At 67.8% G+C, this 21,297-nt stretch carries 18 protein-coding genes; 14 read left to right on the top strand and 4 right to left on the bottom strand.

The features are described from left to right. Positions 1 to 18: 18 nt before the first annotated feature. Positions 19 to 507 carry a ribonuclease E activity regulator RraA gene (rraA, locus tag B043_RS0101215; protein WP_018460647.1) on the top strand — a complete coding sequence of 163 codons (489 nt, stop codon included), beginning with the start codon at positions 19 to 21 and terminating at the stop codon, positions 505 to 507. On the opposite strand, the gene mutL is transcribed toward rraA, so the two are convergent. Both mutL and mutS read right to left on the bottom strand, forming a co-directional pair. After that, entirely contained in the window at positions 416 to 2,023 is a 1,608-nt protein-coding gene (mutL, locus tag B043_RS0101210; protein ID WP_018460646.1) for a DNA mismatch repair endonuclease MutL, read from the bottom strand. The genes rraA and mutL overlap by 92 nt on opposite strands. Further along, complete coding sequence (mutS, locus tag B043_RS0101205) at positions 2,020 to 4,434, bottom strand: DNA mismatch repair protein MutS (RefSeq protein WP_018460645.1); 2,415 nt, start codon at positions 4,432 to 4,434, stop codon at positions 2,020 to 2,022. Before mutS ends, mutL begins: the two co-directional genes overlap by 4 nt. A gap of 181 nt (positions 4,435 to 4,615) precedes the next feature. Here mutS and B043_RS0101200 point away from each other — a divergent pair, with 181 nt between their 5' ends. The 3 genes from B043_RS0101200 to B043_RS0101190 all read left to right on the top strand — a co-directional run bounded on the left by B043_RS0101200 (position 4,616) and on the right by B043_RS0101190 (position 7,063). Continuing rightward, complete coding sequence (locus tag B043_RS0101200) at positions 4,616 to 5,836, top strand: sulfite oxidase (protein ID WP_018460644.1); 1,221 nt, start codon at positions 4,616 to 4,618, stop codon at positions 5,834 to 5,836. Between the two features lie 121 nt (positions 5,837 to 5,957). Next, positions 5,958 to 6,626, top strand: coding sequence for a c-type cytochrome (locus B043_RS13280; RefSeq protein WP_018460643.1), 669 nt, complete (start codon positions 5,958 to 5,960; stop codon positions 6,624 to 6,626). Beyond that, positions 6,608 to 7,063 (top strand): MOSC domain-containing protein, encoded by a 456-nt coding sequence (locus tag B043_RS0101190; RefSeq protein ID WP_018460642.1) that lies wholly within the window; start codon positions 6,608 to 6,610, stop codon positions 7,061 to 7,063. Before B043_RS13280 ends, B043_RS0101190 begins: the two co-directional genes overlap by 19 nt. A 28-nt stretch (positions 7,064 to 7,091) precedes the next feature. Here B043_RS0101190 and B043_RS0101185 read toward each other — a convergent pair whose 3' ends face one another. Then, entirely contained in the window at positions 7,092 to 8,747 is a 1,656-nt protein-coding gene (locus B043_RS0101185) for a bifunctional metallophosphatase/5'-nucleotidase (protein WP_018460641.1), read from the bottom strand. A gap of 198 nt (positions 8,748 to 8,945) precedes the next feature. Here B043_RS0101185 and glnA point away from each other — a divergent pair, with 198 nt between their 5' ends. From glnA to B043_RS0101135, 10 genes are all read left to right on the top strand, one after another. Beyond that, positions 8,946 to 10,286 (top strand): type I glutamate--ammonia ligase, encoded by a 1,341-nt coding sequence (glnA, locus tag B043_RS0101180; protein WP_018460640.1) that lies wholly within the window; start codon positions 8,946 to 8,948, stop codon positions 10,284 to 10,286. Between the two features lie 158 nt (positions 10,287 to 10,444). Continuing rightward, on the top strand, positions 10,445 to 11,614 hold the full coding sequence (locus B043_RS0101175; protein ID WP_018460639.1) for a branched-chain amino acid ABC transporter substrate-binding protein: 1,170 nt from the start codon (positions 10,445 to 10,447) through the stop codon (positions 11,612 to 11,614). 64 nt (positions 11,615 to 11,678) lie between these two features. Continuing rightward, complete coding sequence (locus tag B043_RS0101170; RefSeq protein ID WP_016328772.1) at positions 11,679 to 12,647, top strand: branched-chain amino acid ABC transporter permease; 969 nt, start codon at positions 11,679 to 11,681, stop codon at positions 12,645 to 12,647. Further along, on the top strand, positions 12,644 to 13,963 hold the full coding sequence (locus B043_RS0101165; protein ID WP_018460638.1) for a branched-chain amino acid ABC transporter permease: 1,320 nt from the start codon (positions 12,644 to 12,646) through the stop codon (positions 13,961 to 13,963). Before B043_RS0101170 ends, B043_RS0101165 begins: the two co-directional genes overlap by 4 nt. Beyond that, positions 13,960 to 14,739, top strand: coding sequence for an ABC transporter ATP-binding protein (locus tag B043_RS0101160; protein WP_018460637.1), 780 nt, complete (start codon positions 13,960 to 13,962; stop codon positions 14,737 to 14,739). Before B043_RS0101165 ends, B043_RS0101160 begins: the two co-directional genes overlap by 4 nt. After that, entirely contained in the window at positions 14,736 to 15,449 is a 714-nt protein-coding gene (locus tag B043_RS0101155) for an ABC transporter ATP-binding protein (RefSeq protein ID WP_018460636.1), read from the top strand. Before B043_RS0101160 ends, B043_RS0101155 begins: the two co-directional genes overlap by 4 nt. An 87-nt stretch (positions 15,450 to 15,536) precedes the next feature. Continuing rightward, a complete protein-coding gene (locus B043_RS0101150; protein WP_018460635.1) occupies positions 15,537 to 17,117 on the top strand; it encodes an ABC transporter substrate-binding protein in 1,581 nt (526 codons plus the stop codon). Between the two features lie 50 nt (positions 17,118 to 17,167). Further along, entirely contained in the window at positions 17,168 to 18,178 is a 1,011-nt protein-coding gene (locus B043_RS0101145) for an ABC transporter permease (protein ID WP_018460634.1), read from the top strand. A gap of 4 nt (positions 18,179 to 18,182) precedes the next feature. Beyond that, complete coding sequence (locus B043_RS0101140; RefSeq protein WP_018460633.1) at positions 18,183 to 19,034, top strand: ABC transporter permease; 852 nt, start codon at positions 18,183 to 18,185, stop codon at positions 19,032 to 19,034. Positions 19,035 to 19,113: 79 nt separating this feature from the next. Next, complete coding sequence (locus B043_RS0101135; protein WP_018460632.1) at positions 19,114 to 20,163, top strand: protease complex subunit PrcB family protein; 1,050 nt, start codon at positions 19,114 to 19,116, stop codon at positions 20,161 to 20,163. Here B043_RS0101135 and B043_RS0101130 read toward each other — a convergent pair. After that, positions 20,134 to 21,297: a bifunctional folylpolyglutamate synthase/dihydrofolate synthase gene (locus tag B043_RS0101130; protein ID WP_018460631.1), complete on the bottom strand. Its 1,164-nt coding sequence runs from the start codon at positions 21,295 to 21,297 to the stop codon at positions 20,134 to 20,136. The two genes, B043_RS0101135 and B043_RS0101130, sit on opposite strands and share 30 nt — an antisense overlap.

Genomic DNA, 21,297 nt, shown 5'->3' with positions numbered 1-21,297 from the left:
GGGGTTACTATATCCGCCATGGACTGGACCACCGCGGACCTTTCCGACCGCTTTCCCGAGGCCCCCTACCTCCCCGGCCTCCTCAAGGACTTTGGCGGCCGGGCGCGCTTCTTTGGGCGGGTGCGCACCCTTAGGGTCTTGGAGGACAACCTCCTGGTGCGCCGGGTGCTGGAGGAGGGGGGCGAGGTCCTGGTGATCGACGGCGGAGGAAGCCTGCGCACCGCCCTCCTCGGGGGCAACCTAGCCCGGCTGGCCCTGGAACGGGGCTTTAGGGGGGTGGTGGTCCACGGGGCGGTGCGGGACGCAGCGGAGCTTAGGGCCCTCCCCTTGGGGGTGAAGGCCCTGGGCACCACCCCCAAGAAGAGCGCCAAGGCGGGGGTGGGGGAGGTGGACGTGCCGGTGGAGTTTTTGGGGCTTAGGGTTCTTCCCGGGCAGTTTCTGGTGGCCGATGAGGACGGCCTTCTCCTCCTCCCCGCACCCCCGAGCGGCGGCCAAAGCGGCGGATGAGCTCCGCCTCCTCCAAAGCGAGGAGGGTGGGCCTTCCGTGGGGGCAGGCCCAGGGGGTTTCGCAGGCGAGGAGGGCGTCCAGGAGGGCCTGCCCCTCCGCCTGGGCCAGGGGGTGGCCGGCCTTGAGGGCCGGGAGGCAGGCCAGGCGGGCCAGGAGCCCCCTTAGGCTCTTTCCCTCTTCCCTAAGGACCTCCCGGAAGACCTCGGGGAGGAGGAGGGGGTAGGGGTGGAGGAAGGAAGGGGCCCCCAGGAGGCGCACCCTTCCCGGGCCAAAGGGCTCAAAGGCGAAAAGGGCCCTTAGGGCCTCCTCCCGCTCAGGAAGCCTTAGGGCCTCCTCGGGCTCCAGGAGAACGAGAAGGGGCTTGGGAAGGGGAGCAGGCCCTTCCGCCACCTTCTTCCTTAGCTCCTCAAAGAGGATGCGCTCGTGGGCCGCGTGCTGGTCCACCACGTAGAGGGTGCTCCCCGCCTCGGCCAGGAGGTAGCTTTCCCGGAACTGGCCCAGGTACTTGAGGCGGGGGCGGGCCAGGGCCTGGACCGGCCTCAGGGCGGAAAGGGCTCTTTCGGGGAGGGTCCGGGCCAGGTCCTCCCCGGCGAAGGCCTCCCTTAGGGCCTCTTCCAGGAAGGCCTCGGCCTCGGAAGAAAGCCGCACCTCCTCCTTCCTGGCGTCCAGGCGCAGGCGGAAGGCCGCCGGGGGCAGGGTGAGGTTCAGGACCCCGTAGGGGTAGTGCCCCTCGGGGAGGAGCTCCCGGTAGGCCCGGCGGAGGAGGAGGAGCACCCCCTTGGGCAGGGCCACGGGGCGGCCGTTCACGGAAAGGAAGAGCCCCTCGGGGCCGGTCCTCGAGGCCTCAGGGCGGGAGAGAAGGGCCTCCAGGACCATCCCCTCCCCCTCCTTCCGGACGGGGAAGAGCCTTTCCGAGAGCACCCGGCCGAACTGGAGCCGGGCCGCCTCCTTAAGCCCCGCGCCGGGAAAAAGGAGGAGGGCCTTCCCCTCGGCGAAGAAGACCAGGTGCAGGTGGGGGTGGTGGAGGAGGTAGCGCTTGAGGAGGAGGAGGACCTCCCGCGCCTCCCCCTTCCCGGGGGCCTCGCGGAAGCGCACCTCCACCCGGGTGCCCGGGGGGGCGGGGACCTCCCGGTGGGCCCGGACCTCCCCCCGCTCCACCAGGAGGAGCCCGCCCCCCACCTGCGCCCGGGGGCGGGAGCGGATCCTTAGGGCCTCGGCCTGGGCCAGGGCGTAGAGGGCCTGGCCGCGGAAGCCCAGGGTGGCGATCCGTTCGGGGTCTAGGAGCTTGCTGGTGGAAAAAGGGGCCACCGCCAGGGGAAGCTCGGCGAAGGGGATCCCCTCCCCGTCGTCCTCCACGGCAAGGGCCTTTCCCCCCTCCCAAAGCTCCACCTTGACCCTCTTCGCCCCTGCGTCCAGGGCGTTTTCCAAAAGCTCCCGCACCGCGTCTTTTAGCCCCAGGAGGACCTCCCCCTCGGCGAGGAGGGCCCTAAGGGGTTCGGGCAGGGGGCGGATCATGACCGGACAAGGCCCAGGGCCAGGGCCCTAAGCTCGTGGAGGACCTTCAGGGCCTCGAGGGGGGTGAGGCGGTCCGGGTCCAGGGCGAGAAGGCGCTCCAGCACCCCCTCCAAGGCCCCTTCCCGCCGGGCCAGGAGGCCCTGGAGGAGGGCGCGGGCCCGCTCCACCACCTCCCTCGGGAGGCCCGCCATCTGGGCCACCTCCACCCCGTAGCTCTTGGAGGCGGGGCCGGGGAGGACCTGGTGGTAGAAGACCAGCCCCCCCGCCTCCTCCTTGGCGGCCACGTGGAGGTTTTTCAGGCGGGGGAGGTTTAGGGCGGTGAGCTCAAAGTAGTGGGTGGCGAAGAGGGCGTAGCACCGCCTCTCGTGCAGGGCCTCGGCCACCGCGGTGGCGATGGCCACCCCGTCCAGGCTGGAGGTGCCCCGGCCCACCTCGTCCAGGAGGACGAGGCTCTTTTCCGTGGCCTCCCTCAGCACCTGGGCCACCTCCTCCATCTCCACCATGAAGGTGCTCCGCCCGCCCGCCAGGTCGTCCGCGGCCCCGATGCGGGTGAAGATGCGGTCAAAAAGGGGAAGCACCGCCTCCTCCGCGGGCACAAAGCTCCCCATCTGGGCGAGAAGGGCGATGAGGGCGGTCTGGCGCAGGAAGGTGGACTTCCCCGCCATGTTGGGCCCCGTGACCAGGACGAGCCCGTGGTCCATCTCCAGGTCGTTGGGGACGAAGGCCGTGCGCCGTTCCACCACCGGGTGCCGCCCCCCACGGATGAAAAGGCGCTCCCCAAAACGGGGCCGGACGTACCCGTAGCGCACCGCCACCTCCGCCAAGGCGGCGTACACGTCCAGCTCCGCAAGGAGCCTGGCCGCCTCCCTCAGGGCCTCCCCTTCCCGCTTGGCCCGCTCCCTTAGGGCCTGGAAGACCTCCTCCTCCCGCCTCCTCGCCAGGGCCTCCAGGCGGTAAAGCTCCCGCTCCTTCTCCTTCATCTCAGGGAGGGCGTAGCGCTGGCGGTCCTTTAGGGTCTGGAGGGGCTTGTACTCGGGGGGGACCCGGTCGTAGTAGGGCCGGGTGACCTCGAGGTAGTAGCCGAAGACCGCGTTGTAGCCCACCTTGAGGGTGGGGATGCCCGTGCGCGCCCTCTCCTGTTCCTCCAGGGCCAGGAAGTAGGCCACCCCCTCCTCGTGGGCCCGGCGCAGGGCGGAAAGCTCGGGGTCGTACCCCTCCCGGATCACCCCCCCCTCGGAAACCTTCAAGGGGGGGTCCTCCACCAAGGCGGCCTCCAGCTCCTCCTTGAGGGGCCCAAGCTCGGGCAAGGGGAAGCCCTCCCCCAAAAGGGCGGAAAGCTCGGGAAGGACGGCCAGGGTGCGCCTCAGGGCGGCGAGGTCCTTTGGGTTCGCCCGGCCGAGCTCCAGCCGGGTGGCCAGGCGCTCCAGGTCCGAAACCCGGTGGAGAAGCCGGCGCACCCCTTCCCTAAGGGTCGAATCCCGCACGAAGGCCTCCACCCGGTCCAAGCGGGCCTCGATGGGGCCCGCCTCCAGGAGGGGGTGGCGGAGCCAGGCCTGGAGGAGGCGGCGGCCCGGGGCCGTGCGGGTCTCGTCCAGGACGGCGAACAGGGTGTCCTGCCCCCGGAGGGGCTCAAAGACCTCCAGGGCCCTAAGCGTGGCCTCGGAAAGGCCCATGAAGGCCCCGGGGTCGTAGGGGCGGAAGGGTCTCGGGCTAAAGGCCTCCCCCTGGGTGTAGCGGGCGTAGGCGAGGAGGGCCCCCTGGGCCCGCCTCAGGGCCAGGAGGCCTTCCCCCATGGGCTCAAAGGGGGCCTCGGAGAGCATCACGGGGAATCGTTTTTGGAATTCTTCCAGAAAAGCTGGGTTTTCCCGTAGCTCCGGAGCCAGGAGAACCTCCGCGGGCCGGTGGCGAAAGAGCTCGTCGTAAAGGGCGCTTTTGCTCTTGAGAAGGGTGCCCTTGAACTCCCCGGTGGAGACGTCCAAAAAGGCCAGGCCCCACCCGTCCCCGGTGGCGATGGCCGCCAGGTAGTTGGCCTCCCGGGGGAGGAGGGCCTCCTGGACCAGGGTCCCCGGGGTGAGGAGCTGGGTCACCTCCCGCCTTACGAGCCCTTCCGCCTCCTCCGCGGGCTCCACCTGGTCGGCGATGGCCAGGCGGAAGCCCAGCTTGAGAAGCCGCTCTGCGTAGGCGTCAAAGGCCCGGATGGGGATCCCGGCCATGGGGGTGGTGAAGTCCTTGCTGGTCTTGTGGGTGAGGGCCAGGCCCAGGGCGCGGGCCAGCCTTTCTGCGTCCTCCCCGAAGCACTCGTAGAAATCCCCCACCTGGAAGAGGAGGAGGTAGTCCGGGTAGCGGTCCCTGAGCTCCACGTACTGCTGGAGGAGGGGGGGCAGGGGACCGGGGCCTTCGCCCTTGAGCATACTTCCCATGATAGCGCCCGAAGGGGGGAGGATACCCTCTTGGAAACAGTTAAGAACTCCCTTGGGAAACACCCCCCGAAAGGCTTATACCCCCTACTTGACAGGGGTAGACTCGGGGGTCTAGCTTAAGCTCAACCGGAAACCAAGGGACGAACGTCCCACCGGGCAGGAGGAGTAGGGTATGGAGAAGCTTAACCGGCGAACCACCTTGAAGCTTATGGGCTTGGGGGCGGCGGCGCTGGCCATGGGCCGGGGGCTGGCCCAGCAGGCCCCCACCGCGGACCAGCTGGTGAAGGGCAAAAACGCCAAGCTCATCGTCCTTTCCCAGCGTCCCGTGGTGCTGGAAACCCCCTACGATCTCCTGGTAAGCCAGCCGGAAAGGACCCCCAAGGAGATCCTCTACATCCGCAACAACGTAGACCTGGCAGGGTACAACACCGTGGAGGGGGCGAGCCTCGAGGGCTGGTCCATTGAGGTGGGCGGCCTTTTGGACAAACCCTTCACCCTGGAGGCCAAGGAGCTCCTGAACCTCCCCCAAAGCGAGGTCACCATGGTCCTCCAGTGCTCGGGGAACGGCCGCTCCTTCTACCAGCCCCGCACCTCGGGCAACCCGTGGGGCCGGGGCGGGGTGGGGAACGTGACCTTCCGCGGGGTCAAGCTCAAAGACCTTCTGGCGGCCAAGGGGGCCAAGCCCACGGAGAAGGCCCTCTTCATCACCGCCCACGCCAGCCGGCAGGGCGGGGCGGCGGAGTTCGTGCGCAGCGTGCCCATCCAGGCCCTGGAGAACGCCCTCCTGGCCCTCTCCATGAACGGGGAGCCCCTCCCTGCGGTCCATGGGGGGCCGGTGCGGCTGGTCTTCCCCGGCTTCTTTGGGGTGAACAACGTCAAGTGGGTGCAGAAGATTGAGTTCGCGGAGGCGGAGAACACCACCGCCGAGCAGATGCCCCGCTACCGGGTGCCCGCCATCCCCAACACCCACCTGCCCTTCCTGCCCCAGGAACCCGGGGGGCGCTACACCTACACCTTCGCCACCTCCCGCCCCAACTGGCTGGTGAACGTGAACAGCTTCATCTTCGCCCCCTTGGAAGGCCAGACGGTGGAGGGCCCCTACGTGCGGGTGGAAGGGGTGGCCTTCAACGACGGCATCGTCCCCATCGTAAGCGTGGAGCTCTCCGCCGACGGGGGCCGGACCTGGTTCAAGGCGGAACTGGAGAAGACGGAGCGGAGCTTCGGCTGGATACGCTGGCGGAGGACGCTCTACCTGCGCTCCGGGGCTCACGAGATCATGGCCCGGGCTTGGGACGCGGCCGGGCGGAGCCAGCCCTTGGACGGCAACCTGGCCTGGAACGAGCGGGGCTACGAGTGGAACGGGGTGATGCGGGTCCGCTTCACCGTGGCCTAAACCCTACACCTTGGGGGCCCCTCCCGGGGCGGGGGGCCCCCGGGCGCTTAAGCCCTGGCCTTCCGAAAAGGGTAAGCCGAGGCGCGGACGAAGGATACACCCCTAGGGTAGAGTAATGGAAATGAAGCGATTCCTGTTCCTGACGGTGCCCTTACTGGGCTTGCTCGGCTACTGGGCCCTAAGCCAGTACACCCTACCCGAGGGTCTGGGCAAGGACCTGGTCTTGGCCAAGTGCCAGGCCTGCCACGACCTGGGCCTGGTGGCGCGGGAGCGGCTTTCCCGGGCGCGCTGGGATGCCGTCTTGGACGAGATGGCCCTCCAGGGCCTGAAGCTCACCCCCGAGGAACGGGCCGGCATCCTGGACTACCTGGCCACCTACCTGGGGACCACCCCGCCGCCCGTCTCCCCTGCCCCCACCCAGGCGGCCAAAACCGGGGCCCAGGTGTACGCCAACTGCATGGGGTGCCACGGGCCCGAGGGGCAGGGGAACCCTCCCAGCTTCCCGCCCCTCACCCACGTGGGCCCCTGGGCCGCCACGGAAGGGGGGCGCACCTACCTCCTCCATGTCCTCCTCCACGGCCTGCAGGGGGAGATCCGGGTGGGCGAGGCCAGCTACAACGGGGTGATGCCCGGCTTTAGCTGGCTCTCCGACGAGGAGATCGCCCTGGTGCTGAACCACGTGGTGGCCTGGAAGGCCCCCCAGGGCTTCAAGCCCTTCACCCCGGGAGAGGTGGCCCAGGCGCGGGCCAAACCCCTAAGCCCGGAGGAGGTATGGCGGCTCCGGCCCTAGGGCGGGTGGTCTCCCTCCACCTGGGCACCGGGGAGGGCCTCCCCAAACCCCGGGTGGAGGCCCTCACCCTGGTGGCGGGGCATGGGGCCCTGGGGGACCGGCACGCGGGGCGGGACCCGGATAGGGCGGTCCTGGTGGCGGGCCTTGCCGCCTACCAGAGGGCCGAGGGGGCGGGCATATCCATCCCCTACGGGGCCTTGGGGGAGAACCTCCTCCTGGACCTGGACCCCCACGACCTCCCCCCCGGAGCCCGCCTGGAGGTGGGCGAGGCGCTACTGGAGCTTTCCTCCGTCTGCACGGTCTGCGCCAGCCTCTCCCGGTTTGACCTCAGGCTCCCCAAGCTCCTCTACGGGGGCCGGGGGGTCTACGCCCGGATCCTACGGGGTGGGGTGGTGCAGGTGGGGGACCCGGTGCAGGTCTTGGTGCCCGCGGAGTAGCCAAGCCCCCGGGGGCTTGGCTTTGCCCTTATACCCCTACCCTTTCGGGGGTAGCGTAGGCCCAATAGGCAGGCCTCTCCCCCTTGGGCTCGTTCAGGACCTCGATGCGGCCCTCCACCCCGGGGGCCACCTCCTTGAGCTCCTTGAGGTAGTCCATGAAGCTCTCCGCGTCGCTGAAGCCCGTGTCCACCCGGTAGCCCTGGGCGTTCTTCAAGACGGTGAACCCGTCCCCCCCGGCGGCGATGAAGTTGTTGGTCACCACCCGGTAGGTGGCCTCGAGGTCCAGGGGCCGGTACCCCTCCCCCTCCTTCACCTCCACCCGCACCACCCGGCTCCCCGCGGGCCGGGAAAGGTCAAAGGCGTAGCGGAGGCCGGAAACCTGGAGGAAGCGGCCCGCCGCCCCTTCCCACTGGGATACCCCGTTCTCCAGGGCCTCGAGGATCTCCCGCCCCTTAAGGTCCATGACCACCAGGGTGTTGCCGAAGGGCAGGACCTCGTAGACCTTGCCCACGGTGATGGGGCCCTTGGGGATGGTGGCCCGGATGCCGCCCCCGTTCTGGAGGGCGATGCGGGTGCCGGCCCCTTTGGTCTTCCAAAGCATCCCGTCCGCGATGAGGTTCCCCAGGTTGCTCTCCCGCCTGCGGACCACCGTCCTTTCCCCGATGAGGTCCACCTTGGCCTCGGCGATGACCTGGGCCATGAGGGCCATGACCGGCTGGGCGTAGGCCAGGAGGGCCTCCTTGGCGAAGAAGTCCTCTGGAGCGGCCTCGGGGGTCATGAGGAGGGCCTCCCCCTTGTAGGCCAAAAGCTCCCCTTGGGGGCCGAAGGTGACCTCCAAAAGCCCCACCACCTTCCCCCACTCCCAGGCCTGGACCACCAGCACGTCCTTCCCCTCGGGGTTCTTGACCACCGTGGGGTAGGGCCCCGCGGGGGTGAGCTCCTTGTGGGGGAAGCTCCCGAGGAGGGTGTGGGAGTGGCCCCCCACGATGACCTGCGCCCCCACAAGCCTGCGGGCCAGCTTCAGGTCCTCCCCGTAGCCCAGGTGGGAGAGGACCACGATCTTGCTCACCCCCCGCTTCAGGAGCTCGTACACCGCCTTCTGGGCGCTCTCGTAGGGGTCCAGGAAGTCCACCGTGGGCCCGGGGTTGGCGATCTCCTTGGTGTCCGGGGTGGTGAGGCCGATGACGCCCACCTTCTCCCCCCCCACCTGGACCACGGCGTAAGGGGCGAAAAGCCCCTGGAGCCTGGGCTCCCGGGAAACATCCACGTTGGCCGAGACCACCTTAAAGCGCGCCCCCCGCAGGAACTCCGCCAAAGGCCCGGGCCCCAGGTCAAACTCGTGGTTCCCCAAGGCCATGACCCGGTAGAGGGCCCGGTGCATGAAGTAACGGTCCGCCAGGCCCCGGTACTGGTTGAAGTAGAGGGTCCCCTGGAACACGTCCCCCGCGTCCAGGAACAGGGGGTTTTTGGCCTGAACCCTGAGCCGGTCAAAGAGGGCCACCCTGCGGGCCACCCCGCCCACGGGGGTCTTCTTCCCCGAAAGGGTGAGCTCCACGGGCTCCAGGTGGGCGTGGGTGTCGTTGGTGTGGATCAGGGTGAGGGTGAAGGCCCCCTGGGCCCGGCCAAGGCCTAGCCCCAGGGCCCCCAGGGCCGCACCGGCTTTCAATAGATCCCGCCTTTGCATACCTAGACCTCCGGCCTCTAGTCTACCCCGCCCTGTCAGGGGAGCGTCAGGGGCAAGGCCGCATATCCTTTCAAAGGAACCCTTTGGTCGGAGCGTTCAAGAAAATATTGACAGATGGTCAAGTTTTGTGGTACGCTCTGCGCAAATCGGGGGAGAAAAGCGGCAAAAATCCCCCGATTTTTGGCAGAGGAGGAGGCCATGGGCTACACGAAAGCGGAGATTTTAAAAGAGCTAAAGGCCAACGACGTCAAGTTTTTGCGCCTGCAGATCACGGACATCCTGGGCGTGGTGAAGAACGTGGAGGTGCCCGCCTCCCAGTTTGAGAAGGCCCTAGACGGGGAGATCATGTTTGACGGCTCCTCCATCGAGGGCTTCACCCGCATTGAGGAGTCCGATATGCTCCTCAGGCCCGACTACAACACCTTCGTCATCCTGCCCGACCTGGTGGAGGACCCGGCCCGGGGGCGGGTGGCCCGGCTCATCTGCGACGTCCACTACCCTGACGGCCGCCCCTTCGAGGGGGACCCCCGCTACGTCCTGAAGCGACAGGTGGAGCGGCTCAAAAAGCTCGGGTTTGACAACATGTACGCCGGCCCCGAGCCCGAGTTCTTCCTCTTCCTCCGCACCCCCGAGGGCCTCCCCACCGTGGAAACCCACGACAAGGCCGGCTACTTTGACCTGGCCCCCATTGACAAGGGGGAGGAGGCCCGGCGGGACATGGTGAACGCCCTGGTGGCCATGGGCTTTGAGATCGAGGCCTCCCACCACGAGGTGGCCCCCGGCCAGCACGAGATCGACTTCAAGTACGCCGATGCCCTCACCACCGCGGACAACATCGCCACCTTCAAGTGGGTGGTGAAGCGCATCGCCATCAACCACGGCCTCCACGCCACCTTCCTGCCCAAGCCCATCCGGGGCATCAACGGCAGCGGCATGCACACCCACCTCTCCCTCTTCAAGAACGGGGAGAACGCCTTCTTTGATCCCAAGGCCGAGTACCAGCTCTCCCAGACCGCCCTCCACTTCATCGCCGGGCTCCTGGAGCACGCGGAGGGCATGGTGGCCATCACCAACCCCCTGGTGAACTCCTACAAGCGCCTCACCCCGGGGTACGAGGCCCCCACCAACATCGCCTGGTCCGCCTCCAACCGCTCCGCCATGATCCGCATCCCCGCCCGGCGGGGCGTGGGCACCCGGGCGGAGCTGCGCATGCCCGACCCCTCCGCCAACCCCTACCTGGCCCTGGCGGTCATGGCCGCGGCGGGAATTGACGGCATTGAGCGCAAGCTCCTCCCTCCGCCCCCCATCCAGCGGAACATCTACCAGATGACCGTGCGCGAGCGGCGCAAGCACAAGATCCGCGAGCTTCCGGGCACCCTAAGGGAGGCCCTCGAGGCCCTTAGGAAGGACCCGGTGATCCAGGAGGCCCTGGGCGAACACGTCTACACCCACTTCCTCCAGGCCAAGCAGATGGAGTGGGACGACTACCGGGTCACGGTCCACCAGTGGGAGCTGGACCAGTACCTGGCCACCTACTAAGGGCCCTACGCATACCCGCCGGGGGCATCCCCGGCGGGGAAGCCTTTGTGACCCATGGGTCAGGCATAAACTTTCAAGGGGGCGTTGACAAAAGGCCCTACCCCCCTCGTAGAATGGGGCCGCAACGCGAACGCGTGCTCTTCTTCAGGAGGTGAGCTATGAGGAAGCTGGGCTTAGTGGTAGCAGGTGTAGCCGCCCTGGGGATGGCCCTGGGGCAGAACGTCATCAAGATCGCCTCCCAGTCCCCCCTTTCCGGCCCCCAGGCGGCCTTGGGGGAGCAGATCAAGCTGGGGGCGGAGCTGGCGGTGGAGGAGGCCAAGGCCCGCTTTAGGCAGCTGGGCTTTGACCTCCAGTTCGTCCCCTACGACGACCAGGCCAACCCCGACGTGGGCGTGGCCAACGCCAACCGCATCATCAACGACCCCGACATCCTGGGCGTGGTGGGGCACCTGAACTCCGGGGTGGCCATCCCCTCCAGCGAGGTCTACGCCCGGGTGAACCTGGTCATGGTCTCCCCGGCCAACACCAACCCGCGGGTCACGGACCGCAAGCTCCCCAACGTGAACCGCATCTGCGGCCGCGACGACGTCCAGGGCCCCGCGGGGGCGGAGTACGCCTTCAACAACCTGGGGGTGCGCACGGCCTTCGTGATCCACGACAAGACCGCCTACGGCCAGGGCCTGGCGGAGGAGTTCAAGAAGCGCTTTGAGGCCCTGGGCGGCCGGGTGGTGGCCTTCGTGGGCACGGAGGAGACCTCCAACTTCGTGCCCATCATCAACCAGATCCGGGGTGCTAGGCCCATCCCCCAGCTCATCTACTTCGGGGGGATCTACAGCCAGATCGGGCCCTTCGTGAAGCAGCTCCGCGAGCGGGGGGTCACCACCCGCCTCATGGGCGGCGACGGCCTGGACTCCAGCGAGTTTGAGCGCCTGGCGGGCTCCCAGGCCGCCAAGGGCACCTACTACACCACCGTGGCCGGCCCCGTCTCCGCCTTCCCCAAGGCCAAGGCCTTCGCCCAGCGCTTCAAGCAGAAGTACGGCAAGGAGGCGGAGGGCTTCGGCATATACGCCTACGACGCAGCCAACGTGATCCTCACCGCCCTGGAGAAGGCCATCAAGGACAACGGCGGCCGGAAGCCCACCCGGGAGCAGGTGGCCAAGGCCGTGCGGGAGGTCAAGCTGGAAGGCCTCACCGGCACCATCGAGTTTGACGAGAAGGGCGACATCAAGAAGGCCAAGTACTTCATCATGCAGGTGGCGGGCACCGGCAACTGGGCCGACAACAAGCTGATCCGCGTGGTGGAAGTGGCGCCCCCCGCGGCGAGGTAAGAAACTGGCGTAGCCAAGGGGTGGCCCGCGAGGCCACCCCTTGTGCCGGGAAAAAGGAGGCATCTTGCTAGAACAGATCCTCGTTCTTCTTCCCCAGGTCATTTTTGACGGGTTCCTTTTGGGCTTCGTCTACGCCATGGTGGCCCTGGGGTACACCATGGTGTACGGCGTTTTGGAGCTCATCAACTTCGCCCACTCGGAGATCTTCATGATCGGGGCGGTGGTGGGGGTGGAGGTGTTCCGCTACCTGGCCCCCGCCCTCCCCAACGGTTACCTTTTGCTCCTCTTGGCCCTCCTCCTGGGCGGGCTCATCGCCGGGGGCACGGCCATCCTGGTGGAGCGCTTCGCCTACCGACCCTTGAGGAAGCGGGGAACCACCAACCGCCTGGTGCCCCTCATCACCGCCATCGGGGTGTCCTTCATCCTGCAGGACCTGGTGCGGCTCATCGAAGGTCTCTGGCACAACGAGTTCTTCCTCAGGATGCGCACCGTGGAGGCCCTCGAGGGCTCGGTGGAGCTCTTCGGGGGGGCCATCTTCGCCCAGACCAAGGCCTTTATCGTCATCGTGGTCTCCATCCTCATGCTGGTGGGCCTCACCTACCTGGTGAACCGCACCAAGCTGGGGGTGGCCATCCGCGCGGTGGCCCAGGACCTCTCCACCGCCAGCCTCATGGGGATTGACCCCGATAGGGTCATCTCCCGCACCTTCCTCATCGGGGGGTCCCTGGGCGGGGTGGCGGGGGTCCTCTTCGCCCTCATGTACACCACGGTGAACCCCTACGTGGGCTTCCTCCCCGGCATCAAGGCCTTCACCGCGGCGGTGCTCGGGGGCATCGGCAACATCCCGGGGGCCATGCTGGGGGGGCTGGTTTTGGGGCAGCTGGAGAACTTCTTCGGCACCTACCTGCCCATCCTCACGAACGGCAACTTCGGCACGGAGTACAAGGACGTGGTGGCCTTCCTCATCCTCATCTTCATCCTCCTGGTGCGGCCCCAGGGCCTCCTGGGGCAGGTGGTTAAGGAGAAGGTATGACCGCCCTCGCCCTCACCCTTGGCTTCCTCCTCTTCACCTGGCTGGCCCCGGGGGCCCTAAGCGCCCTCTTCGGCCTTCTGGCCCTAGGGGTCACCGCCTTTGGCCGCCTCTCCCCGAGCCAAAGGGGGCTTAGCCTGGCCCTCCTCACCCTGGGGTTCACCCTGGGGCTCAGGGCCTCGGGGAACACCCTGGGCCTCATCGGGCTCGTGGGCATCCTGGTGGCCCTCACCACCTTGAAGGTGCCCCGCCTTCTCCAGATCCTTTTGGGCCTCGCCATCCTCCTCCTTTCCGTGCCCATCGCGGGGTTCGCCAACACCTTCATCTTTGAGCTCGGCATCCAGATCGGCATCTACGCGGCCATGGCCCTGGGCCTCAACGTGGTGGTGGGGATGGCGGGGCTTTTGGACCTGGGCTACGCGGCCTTCTTCGCCGTGGGGGCCTACACCTGGGCCATCTTCGGGAGCGAGCAGGCCAAAAACTTCCTGCAAGGGAACTTCCCCCTGCCCGGGGAGTACATGTACCTCTTCATGGCCATCGCCATCGTCACCACCGCCATCACCGGCCTCCTCATCGGCCTCCCCGCCCTAAGGCTCCGGGGGGACTACTTGGCCATCGTCACCCTGGGCCTGGGGGAGGTGGTGCGCATCCTGGCCAACAACCTGGACCACCCCATCAACTTCACCAACGGGCCCCAGGGCATCACCCCCGTACAGCGCCCCCCCATAGACTGGTTCCACAGCCTCGCGGCCTCCCTAGGCCTCCAGCTGGATGCCCGCACGGACTACCAGCTCTTCTTCTACCTCCTGGTCCTCCTCATGATCGGGCTGGTGGTGCTGGTGAACCTGAACCTGGCCAACTCCCGCTTCGGCCGGGCCTGGGTGGCCATCCGGGAGGACGAGATCGCCGCCCGCTCCATGGGCATCCCCCTCCTGCCCACCAAGCTCCTGGCCTTCATGACCGGGGCGGCCTTCTCCGGGGTCATGGGGGTCATCTTCGCCGCGCAACGGACCTTCGTTTCCCCGGAGTCCTTCACCCTTCTCGCCTCCATCACCATCCTGGCCATGGTGATCCTGGGGGGGATGGGCTCCATCCCCGGGGCCATCCTGGGGGCGGCGGCCCTCACCATCCTGAACCTGGACGTGCTCAAGACCTTTAGCGAGTTCGTCCGCACCAGCCTGCCCCAGATCCCGAGCCAAGTGGACCCCGCCAAGTACGAAAGGCTGGTCTTCGGGGTTATCCTGGTCCTCATGATGATCTTCCGGCCCGAGGGGTTAATCCCGGAAAAGCGCCACCGGGCGGAGATGGAGGAAGCATGAAGGCCCTGGAGGTGCACGGCGCCACCAAGCGCTTCGGGGGGCTGGTGGCGGTGAACAAGGTGAGCCTCGAGGTCAACCCCGGGGAGATCTTCTCCGTCATCGGCCCCAACGGGGCGGGCAAGACCACCTTCTTCAACCTCCTCACGGGGATCTACGCCCCCGACGAGGGGAGAATCCTCCTCTTCGGCAAGGACGTGACGGGCTTCTCCCCGGACCGCATCGCCAAGGAAGGGGTGGGGCGCACCTTCCAGAACATCCGCCTCTTCGGGGCCATGACCGTTCTGGAAAACCTCCTGGTGGGGATGCACATCCACATCCGCGTGCCCTACTTCCACGCCCTCCTCCGCACCCCCCTGGCCCGGAAGGAGGAGAAGCGGGCGGAGGAGGAGGCGAAGCGGCTATTGGAGTACGTGGGCCTCCTCCACCGGAAGGACGAGCTGGCCAAGAACCTCCCCTACGGGGAGCAGCGCCGGCTGGAGATCGCCCGCGCCCTGGCCCTGAAGCCCAGGCTCCTCCTCCTGGACGAGCCCGCCGCGGGCATGAACCCCAGGGAGACGGAGGAGCTTCAGGCCTTCATCCAGAAGCTAAGGGACGAGCTTGGCATCACCGTGGTCCTCATTGAACACGACATGCGCCTTGTGATGCGCATCTCCGACCGCATCGCCGTGCTGGAGTACGGCTCCAAGATCGCCGAGGGCACCCCCGAGGAGGTGCGGCAGAACCCCCGGGTCATCGAGGCCTACCTGGGCAAGGGGGCCGCGGGAGGTGCGGCATGAGCCTCTTGGAGCTCAAGGGCGTCCACACCTACTACGGGCACATCCACGCCCTGAAAGGGGTTTCCCTAAGGGTGGAGGAGGGAGAGATCGTGACCCTCATCGGCTCCAACGGGGCCGGGAAGAGCACCACCTTGAGGACCATCAGCGGCCTGGTGAAGCCCAGGGAGGGGGAGGTGCGCTTCCAGGGGAGGCCCATCCACCGCCTGCCCGCCCACGAGATCGTGGCCCTAGGGGTGGGGCACGTGCCCGAGGGCCGGCGCATCTTCCCCCGGCTTACGGTGGAGGAGAACCTGGAGATCGGGGCCTACCTGGAGAAGGACCGAAAAGTTGTCCAGGAGCGGAAGGAGATGGTCTTCGCCCTCTTCCCCCGGCTCTACGAGCGCCGGGGCCAGAAGGGGGGGACGCTTTCCGGGGGGGAGCAGCAGATGCTGGCCATTGGCCGGGCCCTGATGCAAAACCCCCGGATCCTCCTCATGGACGAGCCCTCCATGGGCCTGGCCCCGGTCTTGGTGGACTTCATCTTTGAAACCATCCTTAAGCTCAACCGGGAGGGGAAGACCATCCTTCTCGTGGAGCAAAACGCCCGCCTGGCCCTGCAGATCGCCCACCGGGGCTACGTCCTGGCCACGGGGGAGATCAGCCTGGAAGGCCCCGCAAGGGAGCTCGCCCAGAACCCCGAGGTGCAGAAGGCCTACCTGGGGGAGGGCTGAAGCGTTTCCTCAGGCTTGCGCGCCCCGAAAGGGGCGCTTTATACTTGGTCCGTGCCAAAAGGGGGGAACCCCTGGAAAGGAGTGGGTATGAAACGAGCGGTCTTAGGCCTTTTGGTGGCGCTGGGGCTCGGTCTGGCCCAGAAGACCCTGGTCTTCGGGGCCAACGGGGAGCCCGTGAGCCTCGAGTCCGGGAACATCACGGACGGGATCTCCATCTACGTCCAGCGCCAGATCTACGACACCCTGGTGGACTTCAAGCCCGGCTCCACGGAGCTTACGGCGGGGCTCGCCACCAGCTGGTTCAGCTCCCCCGACGGCAAGAGCTGGACCTTCCGCCTGCGCCAAGGGGTGCGGTTCCACGACGGCACGGAGCTCACCGCCGAGGCGGTGAAGTTCAACGTGGAGCGCTGGTGGGACCCCAAGAACCCCACCCGGATTGACGCCGCCGCCCGCTACGAGATCTGGCCCGAACTCTTCGGCGGCTTCAAGGGCGACCCCGGGTCCATCCTGAAGGAAGTCCAGGTGGTGGACAGGTACACCGTGCGCTTCGTCCTCTCCCAGCCCTTCCCCGCTTTCCCCGCGGCCATCGCCGCCGGCTACTTCGGCATCGCCAGCCCCGCGGCCATCCAGAAGGATGGGGCCAGGTACGGCTCCCCCACGGGAAGCGCGGTGGGCACCGGGCCCTTCCGGCTGGTGGAGTGGCGGCCCGGGGAGCAGGTGGTCCTGGAGAAGAACCCGAACTACTGGAAGAAGGGCTTCCCCAAGGTGGACCGGGTGGTCTTCCGGGTGATCCGGGACCCCGCAGCCCGGCTGGCGGCCCTCAAGGCCGGGACCATTGACTTCACCACCGACATCCCCCCGGCCAACCTGAGGGACCTCGAGGCCGACCGCAACCTGGACCCCGTCTACCGCCCCTCCTTCAACGTGGGCTACCTGGCCCTGAACCCCTCCCACAAGCCCTTCTCCGACCCCCGGGTGCGCCAGGCCATCGCCATGGCCATCAACAAGAAGGCCATCGTCCAGGCTTTCTGGGGCAAGCTGGGCGTGACGGACGGCCACTTCACCCCGCCCTCCATGAAGGCCTTCCAGTCCCCTAAGGTGACGGACTACGAGTTCAACCCCCAAAAGGCCAAGGCCCTCCTGGCGGAGGCGGGCTACCCCAATGGGTTTGAGATGGACCTCTGGTACATGCCCGTCTCCCGGCCCTACTTCCCCACCCCCAAGGAGATCGCCGAGGCCATGGCCGCGGACCTCTCGGCCATCGGCATCCGGGTGAAGCTCCAGACCAAGGACTGGGCCAGCTACCTGAACGACCGCAAGCAGGCCCCTGGCTTCCAGGCCTACATGCTGGGCTGGACGGGGGACTACGGCGACCCGCAGAACTTCTACGACCCCCACTTCGCCTGCCCCATCACCGACCTCTTTGACGCCTCCGGCAAGACCCTTTGCGTGAAGGAGCTGGGGGACCTCCTCACCAAGGCCGCCACTAGCGCCAACGCCGAGGAGAGGAAGCGGCTCTACCAGCAGGCGGACGAGCTCACCCATAGCCTCGCCCTCCGCATCCCCATCGTCCACTCCCAACCCCTCCTGGCCAAGCGGAAGAACATTACCGGCTGGACGCCAAGCCCCTTGGGCTCCGAGTCCTTTGAGACCATTGAGAAGCGGTAACGCGTTTTAGCCCGGACCCCCCAAGGGGGGTCCGGGCTTCGTACACCCAAATGTGGAGCTACATTTTCAGACGCCTTTTGGGCCTTTTCCCGGTGCTCATCGGCATAACCCTCCTGGTCTTCCTCTTCCTCCAGCTCATCCCCGGGGACCCCGCCCAGGCCATCCTGGGGGAGCGGGGCACCCCGGAGCAGCTGGAGGCCCTGCGGGAGAAGCTGGGGCTAAACCGGCCCCTGTACGTGCAGTACCTCACCTTTTTGAAGAGCGTCCTCACGGGGGACCTGGGCACCAGCGCGGTCTCCACCATCCCCGTGGCCGACGAGCTCAAACGGCGCTGGCCCGCCACCTTTGAGCTGGCCCTGGCGGCCACCCTGGTGGCCGTGGCCCTGGGCATTCCCGTGGGCATCCTGGCCGCGGTGCGCAAGAACAGCCTCCTGGACACCCTTTCCATGAGCCTTTCCCTGGTGGGGGTTTCCATGCCCGTCTTCTGGCTGGGCCTCCTCCTCGTCTACCTCTTCGCGGTAAACCTCCACTGGCTCCCCACAGGGGGCAGGCTTTCCACCGACCTGGCCATAGACTTCCGCCCCCTAACCGGCTTTCTCCTTCTGGACAGCCTCCTCGCCCTCCGGGGGGATGTGCTTTGGGACGCCTTGCGCCATCTCCTTCTCCCCGCCCTCACCCTGGGGACCATCCCCTTAGCCATCCTGACCCGCATCACCCGCAGCGCCATGCTGGAAGTCCTCTCCCAGGACTACGTGCGCACCGCCAGGGCCAAGGGCCTGGCCGAACGCCAGGTCATCCTGAAGCACGCCCTGAAAAACGCCCTCCTCCCCGTGGTGACCATTGTGGGCCTGCAGTTCGGCACCCTTTTAGGTGGGGCCATCCTCACGGAGACCATCTTCTCCTGGCCGGGCATCGGCTCCTACATCTACGAGGGCATCCTCAACCGGGACTACCCCGTGGTCCAGGCGGGGGTCTTGGTGGTGGCCCTGGCCTTCGTGCTGGTCAACCTGCTGGTGGACCTCTCCTACGCCCTCCTAGACCCCCGGATTCAGTACAGGTGACCCCATGGAAACCCCAACCCGAAAAGCCTTAAAGCGCTTCCTACGTTCCCCCTCCGGCCGGGTGGGCCTCGCCCTCACCCTGGCCCTGGTCCTCCTGGCGCTTCTCGTGCCCGTGCTTAAGCCCTACGACCCCGCCACGGACCGGGACTACCTGAACCGGCTTAAGCCCCCTTCCCTGGAACACCCCTTCGGAACCGACCACCTGGGGCGGGACATCTTCACCCGGGTGCTCCACGGAAGCCGCATCTCTTTGCAGGTGGGGGTCATCTCCGTAAGCATCGGGCTGGTCCTGGGCACCCTGCTCGGCCTTCTGGCAGGGTTTTTCCGGGGCCGGGTGGAGCTGGGGATCCTCTGGCTTTCCGACCTCCTCTTGGCCTTTCCCGGCACCCTTCTGGCCATCGCCATCGTGGCGGTTTCGGGCCCCAGCCTGCAAAACGCCATGCTGGCCATCGGCATCGTCCAGGTGCCGGTGTACATCCGCCTGGCCCGCTCCATGGTCCTCTCCTTAAGGGAGCAGGACTACGTGCAGGCGGCCCACGCCCTGGGGGCGGGCTCGGGGCGGATCCTCCTGAAGCATCTTCTGCCCGGAACCCTTCCGCCCCTTACCGTCCAGGCCACCCTTTCCATCGGCACCGCCACCCTCGAGGCCGCCGCCTTGGGCTTCCTAGGCCTGGGGGCCCAGCCCCCCGCCCCCGAGTGGGGGGCCATGATCGCCGACAGCTTCAAAGGGGGCTACGCCATGAACGCCCCCTGGACCATGATCTTCCCCGGGTTTTTCATCATGCTCACCGTTTTGGCCTTCAACCTCCTGGGGGACGGCCTAAGGGACGCCCTGGACCCGAGAAGCCGGCACTAAGTGCCCCAAATGAAGGCGCTTCCAAGGGCTTAAGAGAAGCTAAACCCCCAAAGGGCTCCCTTGGCCCTATGATGGAACCATGCGCAAGACCCTTATGGTTCTCCTCGGGGCCACGGCCCTGGCGGGGTGCGAGCTGGTGCTGGAAAGCTCGGGCTACTGGGTGAAGGAGGCCCAGCTCCTCTTCCCCGAGAGCACGGAGCGCTGGACCTACTTCTACGGGGAACCCCGGGAGGTGAAGGTAGGGGGGAAGGTCCTAAGGCTGGAGGCGGCCAAGGGGGAAAGCCTTTGGGCCATGCCCCGGGCCCTGTGGGTGGAGGGAAGCCCGGTCCTTAGGGAGGTGGGGCCCGCCTTAAAGCCCCAGGCGGAGGCCGTACGGGGCCTGGCGGGAAACGCCCTGGAGGTGCGCGCGGAGGTTCCCTTACGGGCCACCTGGCTCTACGACGGCACGGGCTGGGTCCAGCTCACCGGGCCCCTAAGGGCCGGGGAACGGCGGAGCCTGGTCCAGCCCATGGACTATCGCACCCCCGACCTCCCCGCCTTCCTCCCCTCGGAAACCGCCGTCCTCCTCCGGGAGGTCCTGGCCCGGCGGGGCGGGCGGCAGGTGGTGCTGTTCCACCTCTCGGAGCCCGTCCTGAAGCCCCTTTCCCTGGAACCCACCCCCATGGCCTACGGGGTGGAGGCCCTTTTGGTCCAGTACGGGCTTAGAGTGGAGCTGGTGAGCCCTCCTGCCCCCAGCTACCGCCTCCTGGACCGGGGCACCAACGCCGCCTACATGGAGGAAGAGCCCCGGGCTTTCCTGGCCAAGGACCCCACCCGCTTCGCGGAGGTCTGGAACCTGGTGGTGGGCAACCGCATCCCCCGCCCTCCCGCCCCCAGCGTGGACTTCCGCACCCGCACCGTGGCCGCCTTCTTCTGGGGGCTGAAGCCCACGGGGGGGTACGGCCTCGAGGTGGTGGGGGTGACCTTTAGCGGCACCACCGCCCGGGTGGTCCTGGAGCTCAAGAGCCCCCCCAGGGGGGCCATCGTCACCCAGGCCCTCACCAGCCCCTACGTCCTCCTAGAGCTTCCCCGGGTGGACCGGGTGGTCTTCGCCGACCCCTCAGGGCGGGTCCTGGCGGAGGCCCGCTAGAAGGCCCCTCAAGGCCCCCACCAGGTACAAGGAGCCCGTGGCCAGGATGGGAAGGCCGTCCCGTTGGGCGGCCTTCAGGGCGTCTTCCAGGGCCGCCTTGGGGTCCTCAAAGAAGGGCTCCCCCACCCTCGAGGCCCCCTCCCCCGCCCGGGCGTAGCGCACCGTCTTGGCCTTGGGAAGGAGGTGGGCCAGAACCCCCCCGATGTCCTTCCGGGGAAAGGCCCCGAAGAGGAGGTGGTAGGCGGAAAACTCCCGGGCCAGGGCCTCCGCCGCCGGGGGGTTGTGGGCCCCGTCCAGATACACCTCCACCCCCCTCACCAGGAAGCGCTCCAAGCGCCCAGGGTTTCGGGCCTCCCGTAGCCCCCGGGCGATGGCCTCCTCCGCGAAGCCCAAGAGGCGGAGGGCGGCCACCGCCAGGCGGGCGTTTTCCTCCTGGAAGGCCCCCCTTAGGGCGGGGGGCGCGGGGAGGGCGAAGAGGGGGTCTTCCGGGTCCAGGAGGTAAAGGGGCGCCTGGCGGAAAGCGGCCACCTCCCGCACCACCCCAAGCCCCACCCCCCTCACCCCCGTGACCACCGGCACCCCCTTCCGGATGGCCCCCGCCTTGTCCCGGGCCACGGCCTCCAAGGAGCCCCCTAAGGCCTCCAGGTGGTCCTCCCCCACGTTGGTGAGGACGGTGAGGGCCACCCGCTTTAGGGCGTTGGTGGCGTCCTTCTCCCCCCCCACCCCCGCCTCCACCGCGGCGTAGGCCGCCCCCACCTCCCGGAAGTGGAGGAAGGCTAAGGCGGTGGCCAGGTCAAAAAACCCCGGGGGCTCAGGGAAGGCCTGCCCCCTGGCCCACTCCACGAAGGCCACCACCTTTTCCTCGGGGATCTCCCCCAGGTGGGTGCGGATCCTTTCCCGGAAGTCCAAAAGGTGCGGGCTGGTGTAGGCCCCGTAGGGGAGGCCCGCGGCCCGGAAGGCGGCCTCCAGGTAGGCCACCACGCTCCCCTTCCCGTTGGTGCCGAGGACGTGGACCGCCACGAAGGCCTCCTCGGGGTGGCCTAGGGCCTCGAGGAGCCCCAGAACCCGCCCCACCCCCCTCGGGCCTTCTCGCCGCCGGCTGTAGAGCCAGGCCAGGGCTTCCCGGTACTCCAT

The organism is Thermus oshimai DSM 12092 (assembly GCF_000373145.1).
GTDB classification, from domain to species: domain Bacteria; phylum Deinococcota; class Deinococci; order Deinococcales; family Thermaceae; genus Thermus; species Thermus oshimai.
This window is presented reverse-complemented; position numbering and strand designations above follow the sequence as displayed.

What these genes read in the sequence shown, in the direction of transcription:
- rraA (WP_018460647.1), top strand. Translation starts at nt 19, where the DNA reads ATGGACTGGACCACCGCGGACCTTTCCGACCGCTTTCCCGAGGCCCCC.
- mutL (WP_018460646.1), bottom strand. Translation starts at nt 2,023, where the DNA reads ATGATCCGCCCCCTGCCCGAACCCCTTAGGGCCCTCCTCGCCGAGGGG.
- mutS (WP_018460645.1), bottom strand. Translation starts at nt 4,434, where the DNA reads ATGCTCAAGGGCGAAGGCCCCGGTCCCCTGCCCCCCCTCCTCCAGCAG.
- B043_RS0101200 (WP_018460644.1), top strand. Translation starts at nt 4,616, where the DNA reads ATGGAGAAGCTTAACCGGCGAACCACCTTGAAGCTTATGGGCTTGGGG.
- B043_RS13280 (WP_018460643.1), top strand. Translation starts at nt 5,958, where the DNA reads ATGAAGCGATTCCTGTTCCTGACGGTGCCCTTACTGGGCTTGCTCGGC.
- B043_RS0101190 (WP_018460642.1), top strand. Translation starts at nt 6,608, where the DNA reads ATGGCGGCTCCGGCCCTAGGGCGGGTGGTCTCCCTCCACCTGGGCACC.
- B043_RS0101185 (WP_018460641.1), bottom strand. Translation starts at nt 8,747, where the DNA reads ATGCAAAGGCGGGATCTATTGAAAGCCGGTGCGGCCCTGGGGGCCCTG.
- glnA (WP_018460640.1), top strand. Translation starts at nt 8,946, where the DNA reads ATGGGCTACACGAAAGCGGAGATTTTAAAAGAGCTAAAGGCCAACGAC.
- B043_RS0101175 (WP_018460639.1), top strand. Translation starts at nt 10,445, where the DNA reads ATGAGGAAGCTGGGCTTAGTGGTAGCAGGTGTAGCCGCCCTGGGGATG.
- B043_RS0101165 (WP_018460638.1), top strand. Translation starts at nt 12,644, where the DNA reads ATGACCGCCCTCGCCCTCACCCTTGGCTTCCTCCTCTTCACCTGGCTG.
- B043_RS0101160 (WP_018460637.1), top strand. Translation starts at nt 13,960, where the DNA reads ATGAAGGCCCTGGAGGTGCACGGCGCCACCAAGCGCTTCGGGGGGCTG.
- B043_RS0101155 (WP_018460636.1), top strand. Translation starts at nt 14,736, where the DNA reads ATGAGCCTCTTGGAGCTCAAGGGCGTCCACACCTACTACGGGCACATC.
- B043_RS0101150 (WP_018460635.1), top strand. Translation starts at nt 15,537, where the DNA reads ATGAAACGAGCGGTCTTAGGCCTTTTGGTGGCGCTGGGGCTCGGTCTG.
- B043_RS0101145 (WP_018460634.1), top strand. Translation starts at nt 17,168, where the DNA reads ATGTGGAGCTACATTTTCAGACGCCTTTTGGGCCTTTTCCCGGTGCTC.
- B043_RS0101140 (WP_018460633.1), top strand. Translation starts at nt 18,183, where the DNA reads ATGGAAACCCCAACCCGAAAAGCCTTAAAGCGCTTCCTACGTTCCCCC.
- B043_RS0101135 (WP_018460632.1), top strand. Translation starts at nt 19,114, where the DNA reads ATGCGCAAGACCCTTATGGTTCTCCTCGGGGCCACGGCCCTGGCGGGG.
- B043_RS0101130 (WP_018460631.1), bottom strand. Translation starts at nt 21,297, where the DNA reads ATGGAGTACCGGGAAGCCCTGGCCTGGCTCTACAGCCGGCGGCGAGAA.